The organism is Psychrobacter glacincola, assembly GCF_904846215.1.
Classification (GTDB): Bacteria; Pseudomonadota; Gammaproteobacteria; order Pseudomonadales; family Moraxellaceae; genus Psychrobacter; species Psychrobacter glacincola.
Map to the genome: position 1 here is coordinate 13,434 of NZ_CAJGZK010000015.1, position 22,422 is coordinate 35,855.

Consider the following 22,422-nt stretch of genomic DNA (forward strand, 5'->3'; position numbering starts at 1 on the left):
AACGCGCTTATAAAAGTGTGTCTTGGTTTGACCGATTCACTTTAATCAGGTTTTTACCTTGATCCAGCTCTTCTTGTTGGGCAAACAGATCATTTTTATGCTGCGATATCCATTCACGCCATACCGCAAGTCCGATTGCCAGTACCACAGGACCGATAAACAAACCAACAAAACCAAAAGCAGTCAGGCCGCCTAAAACCCCAATAAAGATGATAATAAAAGGGATTTTGGTCGCACCACTAATGACGATAGGACGGATAAGATTATCAACCCAGCTAATCACTAAGATGCCCCACAGTGCCAAGCCGATACCTTCAACGGTATGCCCTTGACTGAGCAGAAAAAGTGATACGCTGCCCCAAACGAATGGGGTACCAAACGGGATCAAGGCAATGATAAACGTTAATATCGTCATCAAAATAGGACTTGGTGCACTGGCAAAATAATAGCCGATACCTGCTAATATCGCCTGCGCCAAAGCTGTCAGCCCAATACCGTAAACCACCGCACGCGTGGTAGTACCGACAGAATCAATATAACCATCGATACGATTGCCGATGATATTACGCAGCGCTTGGCGGATTTGGCGAACCAAGCTTGTGCCATCACGATAAAAGAAGAACAAGGTCATAAGCGCCATACCAAGTTTGGCAAGACTACTGAACACAACGTCAAAGGCGATTTTGCCATAATACAGATGAGACTGTACCCAAAGACGAAAAGCCTCTAGCGTCCCTTCAGGGTTCTTATTAATGCGCCAAAGCACATCTTTGACCTGTTGCCCTATTATTGGCAAATCTTTGACAGAGTCAGGTACATCCAGATAACCTACTTTAATACGATAGACCAAATTACTGATCAGGCTTAACGCTTCTTGCTGTAAGATAAAAATACCAGCCACCAAGGGCACGCCTATCATCAAAGTAATACTGAGGGTCATAATCGCCGCGCTAAAGTTTGAGCTAAACCTGACCCTTTGATGAAAAAAGTTATAAACAGGAAAGGTGACATACGCCAAAATTGCAGCCCACAGTGCCGGCACAATAAAAAACTGTACCACTTGAAAACACAGTACAAACAGCACGACCAATAAGGTAATTGCCAGCAAGCGCTGAATAATAAATTCTTTTGTCCAGTTTTCAATCATAGCGTACAAACCAAGGGTGACCAGCAGAAACCTAATAAGGCTCTACTATAAAATTTATAAATGGGTTGTCAAATCACAGTTTATGTTTGTAATTTTCAACCATTAGCGAAGGTTTTGGGCAGTACGGATTTGGATAAAATATCTGCTTTTATAGGCTTAAGCAAACCAACAGCAAAAGCGTATTATGCAGCAAAACCACTCAAATAAATAAGGCTATGTTGTAACCTTTACTTACAACTTTCTTAGGAGCAAATTTGATAGTGCCTGTTTTGATAGTGCCTGTATCGTCACTGATGTTGATTGCCAAAACCTATAGAACAGAATTATCTTAACAAAAACATAGGGAATATGCGCTTTCTATGTATTTTTATATCTGTCATCTAGAGGGCTAAATCACTGGCTGGTTCTATTAGTAGCATCAATTGATGTTATACTAAAGGTATTCATTTACGCTTTTAAATGGCGCTCTGTTGGTTTGGTTTTATCAAGATGAGCCCCTAGCGTTTTTAAAACAACTTCTTGCCTGTTATCCTGCTCTAGACGATATTTAGCATTGTGTTTAGAGTAGCGCTGCATAAATTGAGATGGTACCTCTGCCTGACATTCATGCCTATACATGTTTGATACTGATGCCCTATTTAAGCATCTTATTTTGAGTGAGTGATTGAAAATACATATTTTGAGTGGATTTCGGAAACATAGTTTCATTTGGTTTTATTTGAAACTAAGAAACATCTAACAGATTTACATAACCTATTGATAGGAACAATAACAATGTCAAAAGACACTGCAAAAGACACTGACAACCCCAACCTTACGGCTTCTAATAAAGGCAATCAAGCTTCAAAATCGCAAGATAGTGTTACGTTTGCCCTAGCCCAATCACACTTCTTAGTTGGCGATATCAAAGCCAATGCTGAAAAAATGCGTACCCTAGCACTGCAAGCACGCGAGCAAGGTGCTGATGTGATTGTTTTTCCGGAGCTGGCTTTATTAGGCTATCCGCCGCAAGATTTATTGCTACGTCCTAGTCTTTCAGGACGTATCAAAAGTGCATTATCGACGCTAAGCGACATTGATAATATCGTCATGATTGTTGGCTATCCGCATGTTGATCATCATGGCACCTTTAACTCAGCCGCTATCTTGCATAACGGTCATCAAAAAGGCTTTTATCATAAGCAAATCTTGCCAAACTACGGCGTGTTTGATGAACGCCGTTACTTTGATAAAGGACGTAATCAAGTCTTATTTGATTATAAAGGCATCACCATTGGTCTGCTGATTTGTGAAGATTTATGGGAAAAAGGTCCGATTGCTGAGCTCAAAAAGCAAGGTGCTGACCTTATTGTGAGCTTAAACGCTTCACCATTTGAGATCGAAAAACAAGATACCCGTAAAACCATGCTGACCAAGCGTAGCCGCGAAAATAACTTACCTATCGTTTATCTTAATGCCGTTGGCGGTCAAGATGATTTGGTATTTGACGGCGGCTCTATGGCCATTCAAGCAGATGGTAGCGTCGCCCATGAAGCCTCACGCTTTATGAATCAGTTGCTACTGGCAAGCTTTGATACAAAAACAGCAAAATTTGATACACAAGCAAAAGCACCGTTGTCATTAAGCCGTGAATCAGAGATGTATCAAGCATTGGTCGTTGGTTTGCGTGATTATGTCAATCTTTCAGGATTTACTGGCATCATCGTCGGTCTATCAGGCGGTATTGATTCAGCATTGACATTATGTATCGCGGTCGACGCGCTAGGTGCTGATAAGGTTTACGCGGTCATGATGCCTTATGAATATACCTCGCAAATCAGCCTAGAGGACGCGCAAGCTCAAGCACGCCGTCTCAATGTCTCTTATACCGTTTGTCCTATCTTTGATGCGGTCGAAGGTATCCGTCATACGCTTGCGCCACTATTCAACAAGTCGCCTGCCGATACCACCGAAGAGAACATCCAAGCACGGGCACGCGGTGTGGTACTAATGGCTCTGTCCAATAAATTTGGCCATTTGGTCATCACCACTGGCAATAAATCAGAGCTAGCCGTTGGTTACTCAACTTTATATGGCGATATGGCGGGCGGCTTTGACGTCTTAAAAGACGTATACAAATCACAAGTTTATAAATTGGCCACCTACCGTAACCGTTTAGAAGATACGCCTGTTATTCCTGAGCGCGTCATTACGCGTCCACCATCTGCTGAGCTACGTCCTGATCAAAAAGACCAAGACAGCTTGCCTGATTATGATGTGCTAGACGGTATCTTAATGTCATATATCGATGAAGATATGGGCTATCAAGATATTGTGGATAAAGGGTTTGATGCTGATTTGGTCGCTAAGGTGATTCAAATGGTTGATAATAGTGAATACAAGCGCTCGCAGGCACCGATTGGTACCAAGATTAGCCATAAAGCCTTTGGTCGTGAGCGCCGCTATCCTCTCGTTAATAAATGGTCAATAAAAGGCTAAGCCTTGACACTGAATTTATCAAACCTTTTAGAGTACTCTTTTAAGGGTTTGATAAATTTAAGTTTTTATCTAATATCATAAAACTGTTTTATAATTAGCTGGGTGCTTGCCCAGCTTTTTTAGTTTTTGTGCCTAAATAAATGCTAATAATAAATGTCTTGTATAGTCAAAATATCTCAAAAACGCTACAGTGCTGCTAGTATAAATTTTTTGCAGCCTCTGTCTGCATGGGCACAGCAAGCAAGAAAAATTGATATCAGCAGTACATAATGTGTCGATATTACTTTTCACTGACTATACCTCAAAATCTACCAATTATTAATTTCAATCATTATATTCACTCTATCTACCTTACCTATTTCTATCCGAGTATGTCATGAGCTTGCTAACCGCTGGTGTGTTTATTTTTATATTAATTGCGCTAAGCGCTGTCGTTTCCAGTTCTGAGTTGGCGCTCGCCTCCGCCCGTAAAATCAAGCTACAAGTCATGGCCAAGGAAGGCGAAGTACGAGCACTCGATGTGCTCAATATGCAAGAGCAACCCGGCAGCTTTATTACCGTGGTACAAGTGGCGCTCAATGCGGTCGCCATCTTGGCAGGGGTCATAGGTGAATCCGCTGTCAGTCCTTATTTACAACGTCTGTTTGGTAATGAGACGGCAGCGTCTGTGGTGTCATTTATATTGGTCACCAGTGTTTTTGTGTTGTTTGCAGACTTGATGCCCAAGCGTTTGGCGATGTCTAATGCTGAACCTATCGCCATCAAAATGGTTCGACCGATGATTTTCTTGATTTTTATCTTTAAGCCCATTATTTGGGTATTTGATGGGGCGGCAAACCTACTGTTTAAACTCATCGGTGTGTCAACCGTCCGCCAAGATGAAATGACCTCAGAAGATATTTATGCGGTGATGGATGCCGGTGCGGAAGCCGGTGTTATTAAGCATCAAGAGCATCATCTGATTGAAAATATCTTTGAGATGCAAGAGCGTACCGTGACCTCAGTTATGAATCCACGTGAGCATATTGTCTATTTTGATACCAAAGCCAGCACCGAACAAGTGGTTGAGGTCATGATTAAGCAGCCGCACAATAAATTCTTGATCTGTAATGACGATGACTTAGAACATATCATCGGTTATGTAGAATCACGCAGCTTTTTAGCATCAGTACTTGAACAGCAAGAAGTTTGTTTGACAGATAAAGCGTTGCTAAAACCTGCCTTGTTTATTCCCGATACCTTATCGTTGTTTGAAGTGCTGGAAACGTTTAAGTCAACGGGTGCAGATTTCGGCGTGATTGTGAATGAATATGCGTTGGTCGTTGGTGTTATTACGCTCAAAGATGTAATGAGCATCGTGATGGGCGAGCTGGTCACTTTAGAAGAGCAGCCGATTGTCCAGCGCACGGACAACTCTTGGCTGATTGATGGCATGACACCTATTGAAGATGTGATTCGTTCATTGGGCATGGTCAATTTACCACATAGCCAAAATTACGAAACCATCAGCGGCTTTATGATGTATATGCTGCGTAAAATTCCTAAAAAAACAGACAGCGTCGAGTATGCCAATTATCGTTTTGAGATTATCGCAACCGATAATCTCAAAATAACTCAGCTACTGGTGACAAAGTTTGAAGAGGTCATTGATTAAATGCTGCATTTCATCTTTGATAATTGCTTATTAGCTGGTGTCTTAAATAAAAGAAAAGCGAATATCATAGTGCGCTACTATTATTATTTTTCTTGCTTGCTGTGCCTGCGCAGACAGAGGCTACGAAAAACCAATAAAAGTAGCGCTATACTTTCTTAAAATTCGATCAAGCACGCGCACCAAATATTGCTGTACCAACGCGTACCATAGTGGAACCTCCAGCAATCGCATCGCCCATATCGTCGCTCATACCCATACTCAGCGTATCCCATTGACTGAGATCAGGATGGGTACGCTTAATGTCGTCAAATAATTGTTTGGTTCGCTTAAAAGCATCTGTGTTTGCCTTAGCAGGAATAATCATCAGCCCGCGCAATTGCAAACGCTCATAAGCTTTCATTGCTATTATCAATTCTGGAAGCTGCTCTGGCAAACACCCCGACTTACTGTCTTCATTGTCAATATTAATTTGAATTAGGACGTTTAAAGGTGGCATTCCATCTGGACGTTGGTCGTTGAGACGCTTAGCGATGATGTCACGCTCAAGCGTTTGCACCCAATCAAAATGCTCAGCAATATCACGGGTTTTATTGCGCTGAATACTACCGATATAGTGCCAGACAATATGCTCGCATTGCGCTTGCTCTCGTAACAACTGGATTTTCTCAATCGCCTCTTGTAGATAGTTCTCGCCAAAATCACATTGACCTTGACGCGCCAATGTCGCCACCATATCAGCAGATTTGGTTTTGGACACTGCAAGCAAAGTCATACTACTCGGCACCCGCAACACTTGTTCGCAAGCTTGTACTACTTGTGCCTTTGCCTGCTGCCAGTTCTCAATCAGAGTCAGGTTTTGAGCTTCTGCTTCATTATTATTGATAAGGTTATTCGCGACATGATTGGGTGCTTGCTGAGAAGTCATAGTCATAGAAACTCTGGTTGATGTAATGAGTTTGAAATAGAAGAGAGGTGATTATAGCGATGCATTGTTGCTATTTGGAAAGCCCGTCAGTCTATTTTTGCATTTTATCCAGTTAGTAGATGGTTAAATCAGTACAGTCTTGTTATGATATTGTTACATGGTTTAACACATGCTACTAAAAGTTATAGCAATGGTAATAATTATAGTGAGACCTACCCTATCTTGATGAGGTTGGCTCAAACAATGTCATAGAATCCTGCTTATCGCCTGCTTCATGTGTTGCTTTTACCATACCTTATTTATTAATAGGAATATCCGATTATGGCTGAACAAAATTTAAGCATTGAAGACTTGCTACGTTTTACCGTCAAGCATAAGGCTTCAGATTTACATATTTCAGCCGGTATGCCTGCGATGATTCGAGTCGATGGCGAGATGACTCGAATTAATATGCCAGAGATGAGCCATAAAGTGGTGCATCAACTCATTTATGACATCATGAATGATAGGCAACGTGCCGATTTTGAAGAGTTTTTTGAAACGGATTTTTCTTTTGAGATTCCAAATTTAGCACGTTTTCGGGTAAACGCATTCAATCAAAATCGCGGTGCTGGCGCGGTCTTTCGTACCATTCCATCCAAAGTTTTGACGATGGAAGATCTAGGTATGGGCGAAGTTTTTAAGCGTGTCTCAAACTTTAAGCGTGGCGTGGTATTGGTCACTGGTCCAACCGGCTCAGGTAAGTCGACCACGCTGGCAGCCATGATTGATTATATCAATGAAACCCGTAAAGAGCATATCTTGACTATCGAAGACCCGATTGAATTTGTTCATGAGTCAAAAAAGAGCTTAATTAATCAGCGTGAAGTACATCGCGATACGTTAGGTTTCGAGCCAGCACTACGCTCAGCTTTACGTGAAGATCCAGACGTTATTCTAGTTGGTGAGCTACGTGACCTTGAGACCATACGCTTGGCACTCACTGCCGCTGAAACTGGACACTTAGTCTTCGGTACCTTGCACACCAGTTCTGCGGCCAAAACCATTGACCGCGTCATTGACGTCTTCCCTGCCGCTGAAAAAGACATGATTCGAGCGATGCTATCAGAGTCACTACAAGCCGTTATCTCACAGACGCTGTTACGTCGTCAAACAGGCGGGCGAATTGCCGCGCATGAGATTATGCTCGGTACGCCAGCCATTCGTAACCTGATACGTGAAAATAAAATCGCCCAAATGTATTCTTCTATCCAAACCGGTGCTGGTGATGGCATGATTACTCTCGATCAAACCCTTAAAAACTTGGTAGCCAAAGGCACTATTAGCAAAGACGTTGCACGACCTTATGCCAAGCAGCCTGAAGCATTTATATAAAAGCAGTTATTGGCAATCTTTAAAAGTATATCGAAACAAATTTTACTCTATTTATTGCAGATGCAGGGACGCTATGGACATTGATAAACTTTTACAATTGATGATTAATAAAAACGGCTCCGACCTTTTTATTACCGCCGATGTTGCCCCTTCCATGAAAATTAATGGGAAAATAATGCCCGTTGGAAAAACGCCTTTGACTGCTGAGCAAACCATGAGACTGGTCAAAGGGGTCATGACCGTCAATCAGCAAAAGGAATTTGATGAGACCAATGAGTGTCAGTTTGCCATTACCGACCAAGCGCAGCAAGCACGTTTTCGAGTCAGTGCCTTTATACAGCGTGACATGGCAGGAATGATTTTACGGAAAATTGAGAATAATATCCCAACCGTTGAAGAGTTGCGCTTGCCACCAGCCCTAAAAGAGCTGGCGATGAAAAAGCGCGGTATTATTCTATTGGTTGGCGCAACAGGTACTGGCAAATCAACCACGCTTGCAGCAATGATAGGACATCGTAATCAAAACTCTCACGGTCATATTATTACCATAGAAGACCCTATCGAGTTTGTTCATAAACATCGTGGCTGTATTATTACCCAGCGCGAAGTCGGTATCGACACTCACTCTTTTGAAGCTGGTCTAAAAAATACCTTGCGCCAAGCGCCTGACGTCATTTTGATTGGTGAGATTCGTAATCGCGAAGTCATGAGTTACGCGATTCAATATGCTGAAACGGGGCATTTGGTATTTGCAACTTTGCACGCTAATAATGCCAACCAAGCAATCGACCGTATTATTCACTTTTTTGAGACCAGTCGCCATAATCAATTGTTTATGGATTTGTCGCTTAACTTGCAAGCCATTATCGCCCAGCAATTAATTCCAACGCCTGATGGCAAAGGACGCCGCGCTGCTATTGAAATCTTGTTAAACTCACAGCTGATTAGCGATTATATCCGTAAAGGTGAAGTACATGAGATCAAAGATGTCATGACACGCTCGCGTGATAGCGGTATGCAAACCTTTGACCAAGCGCTGTTTGATTTATATGAGCACGGTGAGATTACTTATAAAGAAGCGATTCTCCATGCTGATTCTCCCAATGATTTGCGCTTAAAAATCAAGCTCAGCAGCAAAAATGGCTTGGCAAATTTGGATGAAGGCGCCGATAGTTTATCGTTAGACATTACCTAAATAGGTATTTTTAACCACCGTTAGTGTGTTTCATGCCTAAAAAACCACAAAAAAGCCCTCATCATAATATGAGGGCTTTTTTACTTTTAACTTATCGATATTTTGATCACTATTTTACGCTGTCTCTGCACGCTTGGTCATTACAGATACCATATAGTACCAGTGAGTGACCCGATAACTTAAAGCCATGTTCTGCTGCTGCTTTGAGCTGTTCTTCTTCAATCACTTTATTATGAAATTCGACAATTTTTCCGCAGTTATCACAAACCAGATGATCATGATGCTCTTCTTGGGTAATTTCAAACACTGACAGATTGTTTTCAAAATTATGACGCTCGACAATACCTGCCTGCTCAAACTGAGTCAGCACGCGATAGACAGTTGCCAGACCCACATCTTCGCCTTGCTCGATCAGGGCTTTATAAACCTCTTCTGCGCTCATATGATGCAGCTTTGCACTCTCAAGCAGCTCTAAAATTTTGATACGCGGTAACGTTACTTTCAAACCCGCTCTACGTAAATCTTGGTTGGTAAAAGAAGCCATAATATCCCTTCTGACTATGAAAGTCTTAGCAAATAAGTTCAAAAAATATAAGGTGAATAATCATCAGTGCTGATGAATAGGTGATTGTAAAAAATCATACTCATAACAAATCAGTCACTATCAAATGCATTTCCAGTACATTTTTTCCAAAAAATATAACCATAAGTCTATGAATTTAAAATATAAATAATAAATGACGCAAGAGATCGTTTGGTAAATAATGTCGTAAGTGGTAGGCAATTGCAAGTAAATGACGTATCATTTATCTAAGATTTTCGGTAAGACCAGCATCTACTGTGCTTAGCCGTACCCAACCCATTTTTTATGAGTCATCTTACCATGATAAAGACCCTAAATTTACGTCCGTTTCATTCTACAAGTGCATTACGCAAGATGGTCATTACCAGCATATTGGGCGTCGCTGTTACGATGTCTGGCTGCTCGTTGCTCAGTGTTTATAAAATCGATTTGCCACAAGGGACACCTATTACTCAAACCCAAGCACAAAAAATACAAGTGGGTATGAATCAAAATCAGGTGCTTTATCTTCTTGGTAGTCCAGCGATTAGAGATACCCTAGAGCCGAACCGTTGGGACTATATTTATGACTATCAAGCAGGGACTGAAGGTCAACGTAAAGGTATCGCTGACGTTAAAAACGCCAGTCAGCATCTAAAGGTTTACTTTGATAATAATGGTATAGTGACTCGCATTGAAGGCTTAGAGTCTCTTCCTAAATAATTCTTTTCTAAGTAGCCTCTTCTTGAACAATCGCTTCAATAGCGAGCGTTAACCATCAAACTCGAGATTTGCTTTTGCGCTGAGACATAGGATCAGCGCTTAAGCTCCTATATACCTCTATCCGATCAAGAGGCTGCAACCGATAGCTGAGTGGCTGCTTTTGCGCATAGACGCCGACATACCAACGTTTGGCTGTCGGCACTGCCACATCAATCACCTCATCGCACCATTTTGCTAGTCCTTCAAACTGTGTTAACCAACCAGCTTGCTTTAATGCTTCATACAGGGTTGTACCATCAATCACTGGCAAAGTTAAGTAATGCTGACGCTGGGCGTCTTCCGCATAGGCCAAATATACCGTTATCATATAGTCAGTCCTAAATAAGAGAAATACAAATGTTATAAGTCACTACTGGGGTCAATTTTTCTTGCTTGCTGTGCCTATGCAGACAGAGGCTGCGAATCATTAACCCCAGTAATGTTGTGCTCTGTAATGTTGTGCTCTGTAATGTTGTGCTCTGTAATGTTGTGCTCTTTTAAAAGTGGATCAACTATAGTGCCTTGCTGAACAGTGCCTTATTGAACAGTATTTAGGCTATTAACTTGAACTTCATCAACTGTTAGCTTAACCACTGCATCACCCAACCTATCAAGGCTAATAACAGTGCTACTGGCACAACCAAACGTATTGCCACACGCCATAAATTATAAAAGGCTTCATTGCCAAAATTCAAAGACTTACGTAAATGACTGATTTTCATCTGCCATCCTGCAAAAACGGACAGCAATAACACGGCAATGCTGCTGATAATGACTAGTATGCCTACCAGCCAAATAGTCGGTATGGCAACGACCAATACTATCGCTATGACAGCCGTTATGACCAAACTGACCAGCAGACCAAATTTATGCGCGAGCTGCTGCGTACTATAATGTAGTAAGTAACTGGCGACAAAAATTACCCCTGCCCAATACAGTAGCTGTCCGATTGGCGGTAGCGTCATACCACTAATAAACAAAGCCACTACCCCGACCAATAACTGTAATATCCAAATCGGTAGCACAAGCTTGGTTGCTCGATATTCGCTTGATGCCTGAGCACGAGAGGGATTTTGCGCATAGTGATTGTCTATACCTACTGCCGTTACTGCTTGCTTAGTGATACGGTTTTGACCAAACCAATATAAACCTGTACCTGCGCCAACACTGACAAGCGCCAGTGCAACTGCTCTTGCCCATTCGCCTAGGCTGATATTGGTCATCGCAAAAGTAATATTTGGCAAACCGTTTGCTAGCCCAAAGAACAAACCAATTAGCATTAAGCCCAAACCAATCGGCAAAGGTGTCACACCCAGTAAGCTTAACAATGCAGCAATGACCATCAAACCTGCGGCAATCGCAAAGCCTGGTACTTCAGGCGCGCTATTTAATTCTGTGAGTGCCGTCAATATGCCCGTGCTCGCACCCGATATCACAAGCGCTGCAATGATGATAGATACGAGCGCAGCAAGCCAACCAAAGCCACGCCATAAGGCGCTGGCATCTGCCTCTCGAGTGAGCTTCTGCATACCCGCTAGAGGCGCCTCAGCACTGCGATAAGCTAGGGCTATCTCAGCATAAATGACCGGTAGCGACACCACTACCATAGCAAGCAGCCACAACAACCAAAAATCAATCTCACCGATTGAAGCCGGTGCAAACCAGCGAAATAGCAATAATGGTAGCAGCGCTGCAATAAAATAAGAAGCATAGCGAATCATCATAATTTAAATCCAGGCGATTTAAGGTGAATAACATTGAGTCATACTAATTAAGTATAAATAGCCATTAATCTATTAACAGTCCATTTATATAAGATAAAGATATGCCATTATATAAGGACTGACAGTTATAAAAAAACCCCGAAATCGGGGTCTAATAACTCAGTTATAAAAATACAAGCGGCGCTTTTATCGATAATATGAATAAGGCAAACCGACTCTATCTGAGATTAGTGAATAGCACTCACATAATCTGACAAGATACGGATATCGCGATCAGACAGTTTAGAAGCAACGGTCTGCATCATGCCCATCTCACCTTCTTTTGCGGCATCATTGACACGCTTTTGATCGTCGCTATCGATATCATCTACACGACCCGCGGCACGGAAAAGCTTTAGCTGAGTGGCGATATATTCAGCATGTTGTCCACCCAAACGTGGAAATGCTGCCCATACATTACCGGCTGCATCTGGACCATGACAGCCTGCACAACCAATGACACCGCGCGACTTATCACCACCTAAAAACAACTTGCTGGCTTCTTGCGTGGTGGCAGGATTGCCAAACGCCACGCCCCAAGGCTTTTGGCTTGAGTAATAACCTGCGACGTTGGCTAAATCTTGCTGCGACAAATTGGCCACTTGCGACTGCATGATACCGTTTTTGCGGTAGCCTGCTTTAAAGTTGACCAATTGCTTATATAAATATTTGACATTTTGACCGCCAAGATTCGGCTGGGCTGGCACAGGGCTCACGCCATCAACACCATGACAAGCAGCGCAGACGGTTTCTGCGATTTGTTTGCCGGCATTAAGATCATATTTAGGAACAGTGATAGCAGCTTGTACACTGAAACTTGCAACACATAAGCTGGCGGCAGCGATTAACTTTTTCATTGATACAAATCCTACTAACTCGATGTAAGTATTGTTTAGAGTGGTTGCATTATTTAGACGCGTCATATTCACCAAGCCATTATTTAGTCGCTAAGCCATATGTTCTATCGTCTTTATCACAAGCAGCCCGAAAGCACTTACTAATATCAGGGTTTATTTTGGATTATTATAGCAAGACTTTTTACTATTTGCCTACTTAATCGTAGCATTGGGTAGTTTTTCTACTCACTGACTCAGCCCCTGCTTTATAAATAGCAAAAAGCGCAAAAGGCAATAGACCCTTGCGCCTCATTTATGTGTTTTAGCAAATAAAGATTGAATAGATACCTAACTAATTATTTGCTCATATACTCAATAAGCTTGCGATAGTCATCATTGCTACACGCTTCACACAAGCCGCCAGCCGGCATCTGAATCATACCGTTTTTGACCGAATCAATAAGTGCAGGCATGCCTTTTTGTTTTATCAGCAGCTGCCATTTGGCACTATTGCCTTTTTTAATCGCATTCAAGGCACCACTGTCGTGACACGCAGCGCATGATTCATTATAAGTTGTTGCAATATTAGCCGCCCCTGCACCAGTTATCATAGCCGCACTAATGATAAGCGCGCTAATACTACTGGCAAAAGAGCGATTGCCTCTGGCAAAAATCATCGTCATCGATAACATAAGACACCTCCATTAACTCACTCGTCCAAACGTTTGCTTCATTGCTTCTGTGCGTTAACGTCTGTGAGTGAACCTATTCTCATGGATATTGTAACAATAGATGTCAAATTAATATATATGAATATAGTTTAACTTTGTCAATGCTGCTTGATGGAGCCTTAAACAATAGCTTAAGGCTACTTTATTTTATAACCCTACTATAATTAATATGCGGTTAATAGCCGTTATTTCAATAACTAAACACATTAATAGTATAGAATAGTCGATAATTTAAAACCCTTATTTTATGAAAGATTCGTAGTTGGTTATTAGTAGCCAAAGAGGCTATGCTATTGGCCGGGCAACTGAAAAATTTTTCACTATTGTATTTTAATTTTAAGTATCTAAATTTTAACCGTAATGAGTCATTTATGAGTACCCCGTTCAACGATGTCGCCGCTAAGCATGCGGCTTTTAATACCAAAGCCCGTCAGCGTATTCAGCAAACTGAATTTATGATGTCAGCACCAACCTTTCGCCTTTGTCCTGCAGATATAGGCTTAGAGGTAGCATTTGCTGGTCGCTCAAACGCTGGTAAGTCTTCTGCCATCAATGCGCTTACCAATCAGCGCCAATTGGCACGCTCATCTAAAACGCCCGGTCGTACGCAGATGATCAACTTTTTTAATGTTGGTGATGCCGATAGACGTTTGGTAGATTTGCCAGGTTATGGCTATGCAGCCGTGCCGCTTGAGATGAAAAAAGAATGGCAGGTTGAGCTAGAAGAGTATTTGGTGTCGCGCTCAAGCCTTGCAGGTCTGGTACTGATGAGTGATATCCGTCATCCATTGAAGTTCTTTGATGAGCAAATGCTACGTTGGGCAAAAGATGGTGAGCTGCCGGTTCATATCTTGTTAACGAAAGCAGATAAGCTGAAGTATGGTGCTTCTAAAAATGCGTTGCTTAATACCCGTAAAAAACTAAAAGAACTGGGGCTAAACTGTAGTATTCAGCTATTTTCAGCCTTGAGAAAAGAAGGCCTTGATGAATTGGCAGGCGTTATGGGCAACTGGTATGAGTATCAGCTCGATGCAGACAAAATTATTGAATCCTCTTTTGCGTTGCTAGAAGGCGATGAGCTAGAAGATGCTATCGAAAAGGATGCGCTTCAAAAAGATAATGTTTCAAAAGACAGCTCTCAAGAAGATAGTTCTCAAGAAAAAAGCAAATAAACCTTATAGTTTTTCATAAAAAAGGGCGTATCGTTATTATCGATACGCCCTTTTTATTGTCATTCTTTACCATTTAAGCAGATTATCATTTACGCTGATTTGTATTTAAGCACATAGTAACTCAGCCAATACTTGTGGCGTGTCGACCTGATACGTGGGCTGCTGTGCGGCAAGCTCGTCGCTGCTCGCTGTACCATAATTGACCGCGATACTGGTCATCCCCAGCCTGTTTGCCATTTGAATATCATAGATGCTATCACCAATAAATACGGCATCAGAGATTTGCTGCTCGGTATACTGCAAAATATCCGTCAGCATTTGCGGATCCGGTTTGGAGCCTGCTTCATCAGCACAGCGCGTCATGACAAAATAATGATGGCTGTCTGATGCATCCAAGACACGATCTAAACCTTTACGTTTTTTGCCTGTGGCGACCGCAAGCTGACGATTTTGTTGCTGCAAGGTTTGTAGCATATTTTCTATCGGCGCAAAAAACGGCGTACGATGACTGTTAGCAATATAATAATCCGCGTAATTTTGCTGGATGAATAGCTTTTGCTCAGCGCTTGCCTGTGGATATAAAAGCTCAATGCCATTCATTAAACTTAACCCGATAATATTTTTGACGGCTTTATCGGTCGTCGTAAATCCATGCGCCTCGCCAGCTATATGCATAGACTCAACAATTAGGCCAATCGAATCCATCAGCGTACCATCCCAATCAAATATGATTAAGGTCTTATCTGCTAAATGATGCGGATTAGATAATTGAGAACTCTCAACAGCAATTGTCGTCTTAGTTCTTGTAATAGTTTGGCTCATAAATAGACCTTCATGAATAATAATAAATGGCAGATAGCAAAACGTCACGGCGACTTATTGTTTATAAGCGATCGTGACGTTTGGGATTAATGCTTAATCTACATAGATAGCATCTACTGTAAAGTCCATATATAGTCGATTCATTTTAAAAACGATACAGTGCTATTGGCTATAAATTTTTTGCAGCCTCTGTCACGCCTGCGAACAGCAAGCAAGAAAAATTATAGCCAATAGCACGTTATTATAATCGTATCGCTTTTATTTTGAACTGACTATAACGAGCCGCTTATTTAGGCAGATTGGCTTTAATATCTTCTGGCATCCAATCGAGCATCTCATCTGGTAGAGGCGCAGTGATGGTCTCATAACCTGGAATATCTAAGCGCCACGCATGTAAGCACAGGCGATGAACGCCAGATTTGTCATGTACATGGTACTTGTCATCCCCTAAGATAGCATGACCGATATGAGCCAAATGCACACGAATTTGATGGGTACGTCCGGTGAGCGGCTTGGCTTCAATCAAACTGACAGGCTGCTCAGCAATCGTAAAACGACCATGAACGACGATATCAGTCTGACTCTCTTTGGTTTGCGGGTCTTGCGTATCTACTTTAACGCGGCGCTCACCGCTTGCAAGCGTATAACGCAGTAATGGCGCATCGATACGTTGCTCGTTGAGCACTGGCTGACCTTTTGCAATACATAAATAATGCTTTTGAATGGTTTTGTCGACCAAATGCTGCTGCAAAACTTTCAGCGAAGAGCGTTTTTTAGAGATCATCAATAAACCTGATGTATCTTTGTCAATACGATGCACAAGCTCTAAATATTTTTTGCCTGTGACTTCACGCATGGCTTCAATGACCCCAAAGGCAAGACCACTGCCGCCATGAACGGCGATGCCTGATGGTTTGTTGAGCACAATCAAGCCTTCATCTTCGTAGACCACACGTGCCAATAAGCTTTTGGCAAATTCGGTGCTGATGATAGGTTTTTCGCGAGTGGCGAGTACCACTGGCGCAATACGTACCACATCTTCACGCTGCACTCTATCATGAGCCTTGCAGCGCTTATTATTGACTCGAATCTCATCTGAGCGAATCATTTTATAGATATGCGGTTTTGGCAAACCTTTTAAGCGATTAAGTAAAAAATTATCCAAGCGCTGGTCGTGCTGATGACGCGTGACTTCAAGGTAATTGACCTTGCCGAAATCACTAATCTCGTCGTCAGCACTTTGTGGACGCGTTTTGCTATTAAAGATAGCTGGCGCTTCGTGGATAGGTTCGTCTTTTGTCATTTTTGAGTTCGTCATTTTTAGTTAGGTATTTACACAAAGATTTGCTATAGTTTAGCATGTTGAGCACCAATTAAGCAGAGACTGAAACAATAATTCATTGCTAATTGATTGTTGTTTTGGGTAGCATATCGCGATTTTACGGCTTGCTAATGACGTTTAAGCAAGACTGATTAAGCTACATATCCTGCGCAGACTCTGTGTTTCATCTGATTTTAAGGATATTATAACAACAGATATACTTTATAATACCTAATGAATTGAAAGAACCTAGCTGATATTTATCAGTAAAAAATTATTTTTTAGTAAAAACTATTTATTCTCACAAAGTATGTCTTACAGAATATTGTGACAATAAAATAGATAGCAAAACAGATAGATAGCATCGACTTGATAGAAATGGCATTAGCCCTTTATTAAGCGATGATCAACCATACACCCTTTACTCACTACCCGCATGATAACGACTTGATTTGATGATTTATTATCTAACAGTTTTTTAGCCGCGTGCAGTTGAGCAAGTATGGGTCGTTAAGAGCGCAATCGAGAATCAACACCATGTATCTCGATAACTGCCTGAGTATTGGCGGTCAAACAGAGGACGATAAGTAGGATAAACATGAGACACCGTGCCGATAAGCCGGTCATTTATTCTGTTTGCCAAGTACGCCCCGCTGATGACGAACGCAGCAAGAACTCGCTTTTAAACGCCCAAGATATTATTAACGTGATATACAAAAGAACGATAAATAAAGAATGACCAATTGCTTAATCTGGATGGATAACCGCTGAACGTTACTATTTTATATGATTTCATTTTATATATAATCGACAGCGATATGATTGCTAGACCTTGATTGATTATGTGACAGCACGATGCTTTTTTGGTATCAGTAATGCCTTTATATATCAGTAACCAGCCGCCGCTATGACGAAATGACAAAGTGCGCTGACCACCCACCTGGTTCAAAATACTGATGATAAACAATCACTGACCTGCTTATACATTAATCTTTATGACAAGCCTGCTTATATTAAGATATAGACATAGTCTTACACCCTATACCCTCTATATTGATGTTAATACCACTGGTTCAGAGTTAAGCTTTTGAAAAGCATTACTATGCTTTATTACTCTGCTTTACGTTCTCTCGTTAACTAGCATCTGCTCACGCTAATGTTGCCATTAGCAGCGCTTGCCACTTAGCCCTAAAGCCTGTCTCGTCGTTGTTGTGCGTACTCATAGGATACTATTATGAAACGCATTTTAATTAACGCTACCCAAAACGAAGAAATTCGTGTTGCCCTTTGCACAGGCAATCATCTGTATGATTTCGATCTTGAAAACCGTACCCGCGAACAAAAAAAATCCAATATTTATAAAGGTCATGTAACCCGTGTCGAGCCATCGCTTGAAGCGGTGTTTGTCGAGTATGGCTCACAGCGCCAAGGTTTTTTGCCGATTCGTGAAATCTCTGCCGAATACTTGAGTGGCAATCCGCGTGACGAAAACATCAAAAAACTGATCAAAGAAGGCGATGAGCTCATCGTCCAAGTTGAAAAGGAAGAGCGCGGTAATAAAGGCGCTGCCCTATCGACTTATGTGTCATTAGCAGGACGGTATCTGGTATTGATGCCAAACAACCCTCGCGGTGGTGGTATCTCTCGTCAAATTTCAGGTAAATTGCGCGAAGATATGAAACGTATGCTAGGCAGTCTTGCTTTGCCAAAAGGCATGAGCGTCATCATTCGTACTGCCGGTATTGGTAAGACACAAGAAGATTTGCAACACGATTTAAATCATTTGCTGAATATCTGGCAAGCCATCCAAGAACAAAACCAAAAATATCCATCACCGCGCTTGGTTCATCAAGAAGCCGGCGTGGTTACGCGTGCTGTGCGTGACTACCTACGTGATGATATTGCAGAGATTTGGATTGATAACGAAAACGCTTATATTGAAGCGGCGGGCTTTATCGATGCGGTCATGCCAAAACAGGCTGAAAAACTGCGCAAGTATACCGATTATGAGCCCATGTTTTCGCGCTTTAATATCGAAAAGCAGATTGAAACGGCCTATCAGCGTGAAGTGCGTCTGCCATCAGGTGGCTCAATTGTTATCGACCAGACTGAAGCATTGGTGTCTATCGATATCAACTCAGCAAAATCAACCAAAGGCTCAGACGTTGCTGAAACTGCTTATCATACCAATCTAGAAGCAGCCGATGAGATTGCCCGTCAGTTACGCCTACGTGATATGGGCGGTTTGATTGTCATTGATTTTATTGACATGAATGACAACAAGCATCAAAAAGAGGTCGAGAAACGTCTGATTGATGCGACCAAATATGACCGCGCACGTGTCCAGTTTGGTGATATCTCGAAATTTGGTTTGATGGAGATGAGCCGTCAGCGTTTGCGTCCATCGCTAGAAGAGTCAACTGGCTATATCTGCCCACGCTGTCATGGTAACGGCATGATTCGTGACTTGCGCTCATTGTCGTTATCTATTATGCGTCAGATTGAGCAAATCGCGCTAAAAGAGCGTCAAGGCGAAGTACAAGCTGAAGTACCAACTGATATCGCAGCGTTCTTGCTAAATGAAAAACGCGACGCCTTAGTTTATCTTGAGCAAGACAGTGGTACGCGTATCACCATTTTACCTCATGCGCATTTAGAATCGCCCAACTTCAAACTTCACTTCAACCGCGATGGCTTTGCACCATCAAGCTATGAGCGTATTACAGATACTCAGCTGCAAGAACATAGCGAGCTTGGTTATAACGTTGATTGGCAAACGGCTGAAAAAGAGCGACCTGAGCAGCAGCCAACCCGCCAACCTCGTCAAGTTGTGGATAACAATAGTAGCAGTCAAGCGCCGTCTCGTCCTAATGCGCCGCAAAATGCGCCTACGCAGCAGCAACAAAATAGCACCAGCCATAGCAATGAACATCGCAGCAATAATAGTAACAGCAACAATGTGACATCAGCGCGTGCGCCGCAGGCTCAAGAGACTCAAAGCGCTCAGAATGTTGTAACCCCATCAGCCTCAGCAACACCTCAAACCAATACCATTACTGCTGCCCAGCCGCAAGCAGTCGCTTGGTTGTCTAATTTATTTGCGCAAGCACCACAAGCTCAAATCACATCAAGTGTCAGTAGTCGAGACGCTGCAGAAGCTATTGAAGCGCTGGTAAATACCGGTGCACAAAGCCTAGGCTCGTTTGGACAAGTGGATAACGCGGCTTTATTGAATACTGATAACAGCCAAAAAGCCGCAGCAGCACAGCCATCAACCAACCAGCAAAGTGCGAATGAGCAGGATAGTCAACAAACTCGCTCTGCTGAGAGTAGTACTGACGATAGCAGCGACGCTGAAGAGAGAAGAAGACGTAAGCCGCGCAAGTCAAGACCATCTAAGCCGCGCCAAAGAAAAGAGCAGGCAGATGAAACTGGCAACAGCACCGCTAGCAATACGACTGACAGCAGCGCAACTGGCACTGATGACAAAACCGACAATCAAGATAAACGTCAGCAGGATAATAGACGTCATAGCGATCGCAATCGCAACAACCGTCAAGACAACAATCGCAATACCACTGAAGACAACGCTAATACGACCAGTGCTAATGCAACCAATACCAGCGATAGCAGTCGTTCTGACAGCTCTGATAACGTAGCAGAAGAGCAAACTCGCACTAAGCGCAAATCAAACAGCCAACGTGGATCACGTGGCAAGCTTGAGCGCGGTGAAACATTAACAGCAGCTGACCCTAAGCAAAATAATCAGCAAGCACCTAAAGAAGCTAACGCTAGCAAAAGCCAATCTAATGCACGCCGCAATCAGGACCCTAATGAAGTGGTATTACAGGTGAATGAAGCTGCCAGTGAGCTCAAATCACCAGAAGTGGTACATTTGTCGTTAGATGACAGTAAGTCTGCAGCACGCCAAGCGACCCACAAGCAAGCAACCATTGAAAGTCATTCTGATGCCGAAAAAGAGCATCCAGCGACTAACACTCAACAGCGTGCGGATAAGCAAAAGTCAGTAGAGCAAACGGCTAAGCCTACGAATCTCAGCAGCGGCACAGTTGATGAAACACCAGAAATCAGCATACAGGCTGAGACTGCTGAAAAAAGCACTGCCCAAGTCGATGAGGTAGCAAAAAACACTACTGATGACAACGCGCAAAAAGCTGCCTCTATAGAGGGTGATAAAGGCGATGATAAGAAGTCTGCTGTAGCTGAGCAAGCTAATACAAAAAGCCGTACGGACAGTGAAGCCGAGAATACTGTGCCAACTCAAGAAGCAGTAGCGGTACAAGCAGAAGATATCGCACCAACCGAAACCACTCAGCAGGCTGATATTACTGCTATAACTACCGAAGAAAACGTTGCCGCGGATTCTAACGAAGTTGCTACTGAGAATAGCAGTAGTGAAGCAACTCTTGAGCTTACCCGCGACGTTTTGTTTGCCAAACGCTACATTACGGCAAATAAGTTTGGTCAAGCCACTAACGATCCACGCTTAGTACGTCGTCAGCAAGTGCAATCATCAGTTACTAAAGCGTCGCAAACACATGAGCAGGATGCGCAAGTCGTTGTAAGCGCCCCAACCATTCGTGGTACGGTTGGCGAGTTTATCCGTGCAACCTTAGCAGAAGCAGAAAATCGCTTAGCGACAGACGGTGTCATCAGCTGCTTTAATGCTGCTATCGCTATGCATCTAGAGCAGGCAAAAGTTAAAGCTGCAACTGACAATAACGCGGTAAGCAGTAATGAGCATCAAGTGGTTGCCAAAGAAAATACTCATAACGACTTTGACTTTAGCAACTACGGTTATCAGCCTTTAGCAGCGGATTACCTGATACGCTTTGAGTCAATGACGCAAGCCGTCAGTCAATTTGCAGCTGCCCAAGGTAAAACTGCAGTAGAAGCCCGTGCTATCAGCAAACGTGCCAGCAACGATCCACGTGGTCAGCATCCTGATTATAAAGAATCAGCTTCATCCACTGTTGTTGACGCGGCAAATAACGAGTCCGTTCAAACGGATATCGATATTGACGCGCATGAAATAGAAGCCGATGCTCTGGTAAATCAAGCTCAATCGGACGCTGTTAGTGACCAAAGCAAGCAGCTTTTAGATGCTGAGCAAACATTAGCAGAAGTAGATGACGGGCAATCTGATATTGAAAGCACTGATATCGAAAGCACTGATATCGAAAGCACTGATGTTGAAAGTCCAGATATCGAAAGTCCAGATATCGAAAGTACTGAGAATGCTGCAGCTGAAATCAAAGCGACTGAAGTCGATGCTGAGGTGACAAATGTTACTGTCGAGCAAAGCGATACTGCGCAAGATGCTGAATCAATGGTAGCGCCCTCTCTCAAAGACGACAGTCAAGCAGCCAAATCAAAAACGACAATAGCCAGTTATAAGAACATGATCGAAAATGTGGCTGAGCAATTACTACCACAAAAAGGTATGTTTAACTTAACGACGCCTAAAGTACCAAAGGCTCGCACGCGTAAGCCAAAAGCTGAGCATAAAAAGCCGACGCAAGCTGAAAAAGCAGAGTCAGATAATTCGGATAACTTAGATAGCGAAAGCTAATCATGAGTTATTTTATCTAAAAAGCAAAAGCCCCAACGTTGGGGCTTTTTTATGTCTTCTATCTTCATTAATATTGTGATGAATAAC

Annotated in this window: 17 protein-coding genes; 8 read left to right on the forward strand and 9 right to left on the reverse strand. The window is 42.5% G+C overall.

The annotated features are described in order from the left end of the window. Nucleotides 1–7: 7 nt before the first annotated feature. Complete coding sequence (locus JMW90_RS09360) at nucleotides 8–1,147, reverse strand: AI-2E family transporter (protein ID WP_201563507.1); 1,140 nt, start codon at nucleotides 1,145–1,147, stop codon at nucleotides 8–10. Between the two features lie 774 nt (nucleotides 1,148–1,921). On the opposite strand from JMW90_RS09360, the gene JMW90_RS09365 reads away from it, so the two are divergent. Both JMW90_RS09365 and paeA read left to right on the forward strand, forming a co-directional pair. Continuing rightward, a complete protein-coding gene (locus tag JMW90_RS09365) occupies nucleotides 1,922–3,625 on the forward strand; it encodes an NAD+ synthase (RefSeq protein WP_201563509.1) in 1,704 nt (567 codons plus the stop codon). A gap of 376 nt (nucleotides 3,626–4,001) precedes the next feature. After that, nucleotides 4,002–5,279 carry a polyamine export protein PaeA gene (paeA, locus tag JMW90_RS09370; protein WP_201563511.1) on the forward strand — a complete coding sequence of 426 codons (1,278 nt, stop codon included), beginning with the start codon at nucleotides 4,002–4,004 and terminating at the stop codon, nucleotides 5,277–5,279. Between the two features lie 166 nt (nucleotides 5,280–5,445). Here the strand turns inward: paeA and JMW90_RS09375 are convergent, their stop codons facing one another. Beyond that, nucleotides 5,446–6,210: a YggS family pyridoxal phosphate-dependent enzyme gene (locus JMW90_RS09375; protein WP_201563513.1), complete on the reverse strand. Its 765-nt coding sequence runs from the start codon at nucleotides 6,208–6,210 to the stop codon at nucleotides 5,446–5,448. Nucleotides 6,211–6,525: 315 nt separating this feature from the next. Between JMW90_RS09375 and JMW90_RS09380 the strand changes: the two genes are divergently transcribed. Continuing rightward, on the forward strand, nucleotides 6,526–7,578 hold the full coding sequence (locus JMW90_RS09380; RefSeq protein WP_201563515.1) for a type IV pilus twitching motility protein PilT: 1,053 nt from the start codon (nucleotides 6,526–6,528) through the stop codon (nucleotides 7,576–7,578). 73 nt (nucleotides 7,579–7,651) lie between these two features. Next, complete coding sequence (locus JMW90_RS09385; protein ID WP_201563517.1) at nucleotides 7,652–8,773, forward strand: PilT/PilU family type 4a pilus ATPase; 1,122 nt, start codon at nucleotides 7,652–7,654, stop codon at nucleotides 8,771–8,773. Between the two features lie 109 nt (nucleotides 8,774–8,882). Here the strand turns inward: JMW90_RS09385 and fur are convergent, their stop codons facing one another. Next, nucleotides 8,883–9,317, reverse strand: a complete 435-nt coding sequence (gene fur / locus JMW90_RS09390; RefSeq protein WP_201563519.1) for a ferric iron uptake transcriptional regulator — start codon at nucleotides 9,315–9,317, stop codon at nucleotides 8,883–8,885. 324 nt (nucleotides 9,318–9,641) lie between these two features. Here fur and JMW90_RS09395 point away from each other — a divergent pair, with 324 nt between their 5' ends. Next, entirely contained in the window at nucleotides 9,642–10,058 is a 417-nt protein-coding gene (locus tag JMW90_RS09395) for an outer membrane protein assembly factor BamE (RefSeq protein WP_201563521.1), read from the forward strand. Nucleotides 10,059–10,113: 55 nt separating this feature from the next. Here JMW90_RS09395 and JMW90_RS09400 read toward each other — a convergent pair whose 3' ends face one another. The 4 genes from JMW90_RS09400 to JMW90_RS09415 form a co-directional block, all read right to left on the reverse strand. Beyond that, nucleotides 10,114–10,425, reverse strand: a complete 312-nt coding sequence (locus JMW90_RS09400) for an RnfH family protein (protein ID WP_227691925.1) — start codon at nucleotides 10,423–10,425, stop codon at nucleotides 10,114–10,116. A 253-nt stretch (nucleotides 10,426–10,678) separates the two neighbouring features. Continuing rightward, nucleotides 10,679–11,821 (reverse strand): hypothetical protein, encoded by a 1,143-nt coding sequence (locus JMW90_RS09405; RefSeq protein ID WP_201563523.1) that lies wholly within the window; start codon nucleotides 11,819–11,821, stop codon nucleotides 10,679–10,681. A gap of 227 nt (nucleotides 11,822–12,048) precedes the next feature. Then, nucleotides 12,049–12,717, reverse strand: coding sequence for a c-type cytochrome (locus tag JMW90_RS09410; RefSeq protein WP_201563525.1), 669 nt, complete (start codon nucleotides 12,715–12,717; stop codon nucleotides 12,049–12,051). A gap of 335 nt (nucleotides 12,718–13,052) precedes the next feature. Continuing rightward, nucleotides 13,053–13,388 (reverse strand): c-type cytochrome, encoded by a 336-nt coding sequence (locus JMW90_RS09415; protein ID WP_201563527.1) that lies wholly within the window; start codon nucleotides 13,386–13,388, stop codon nucleotides 13,053–13,055. Nucleotides 13,389–13,798: 410 nt separating this feature from the next. Between JMW90_RS09415 and yihA the strand changes: the two genes are divergently transcribed. Next, nucleotides 13,799–14,599, forward strand: a complete 801-nt coding sequence (gene yihA / locus JMW90_RS09420) for a ribosome biogenesis GTP-binding protein YihA/YsxC (RefSeq protein WP_201563529.1) — start codon at nucleotides 13,799–13,801, stop codon at nucleotides 14,597–14,599. A 105-nt stretch (nucleotides 14,600–14,704) separates the two neighbouring features. Here the strand turns inward: yihA and JMW90_RS09425 are convergent, their stop codons facing one another. Next, nucleotides 14,705–15,421 (reverse strand): HAD-IA family hydrolase, encoded by a 717-nt coding sequence (locus tag JMW90_RS09425; RefSeq protein WP_379607199.1) that lies wholly within the window; start codon nucleotides 15,419–15,421, stop codon nucleotides 14,705–14,707. A gap of 286 nt (nucleotides 15,422–15,707) precedes the next feature. Further along, nucleotides 15,708–16,724 carry an RluA family pseudouridine synthase gene (locus JMW90_RS09430; RefSeq protein WP_201563531.1) on the reverse strand — a complete coding sequence of 339 codons (1,017 nt, stop codon included), beginning with the start codon at nucleotides 16,722–16,724 and terminating at the stop codon, nucleotides 15,708–15,710. Nucleotides 16,725–17,340: 616 nt separating this feature from the next. Between JMW90_RS09430 and JMW90_RS09435 the strand changes: the two genes are divergently transcribed. Together JMW90_RS09435 and JMW90_RS09440 are read left to right on the forward strand one after the other, a co-directional pair. Next, nucleotides 17,341–17,481: a hypothetical protein gene (locus JMW90_RS09435; RefSeq protein WP_201563533.1), complete on the forward strand. Its 141-nt coding sequence runs from the start codon at nucleotides 17,341–17,343 to the stop codon at nucleotides 17,479–17,481. 495 nt (nucleotides 17,482–17,976) lie between these two features. Beyond that, nucleotides 17,977–22,335, forward strand: a complete 4,359-nt coding sequence (locus tag JMW90_RS09440; RefSeq protein ID WP_201563535.1) for an Rne/Rng family ribonuclease — start codon at nucleotides 17,977–17,979, stop codon at nucleotides 22,333–22,335. Nucleotides 22,336–22,422: the final 87 nt, after the last annotated feature.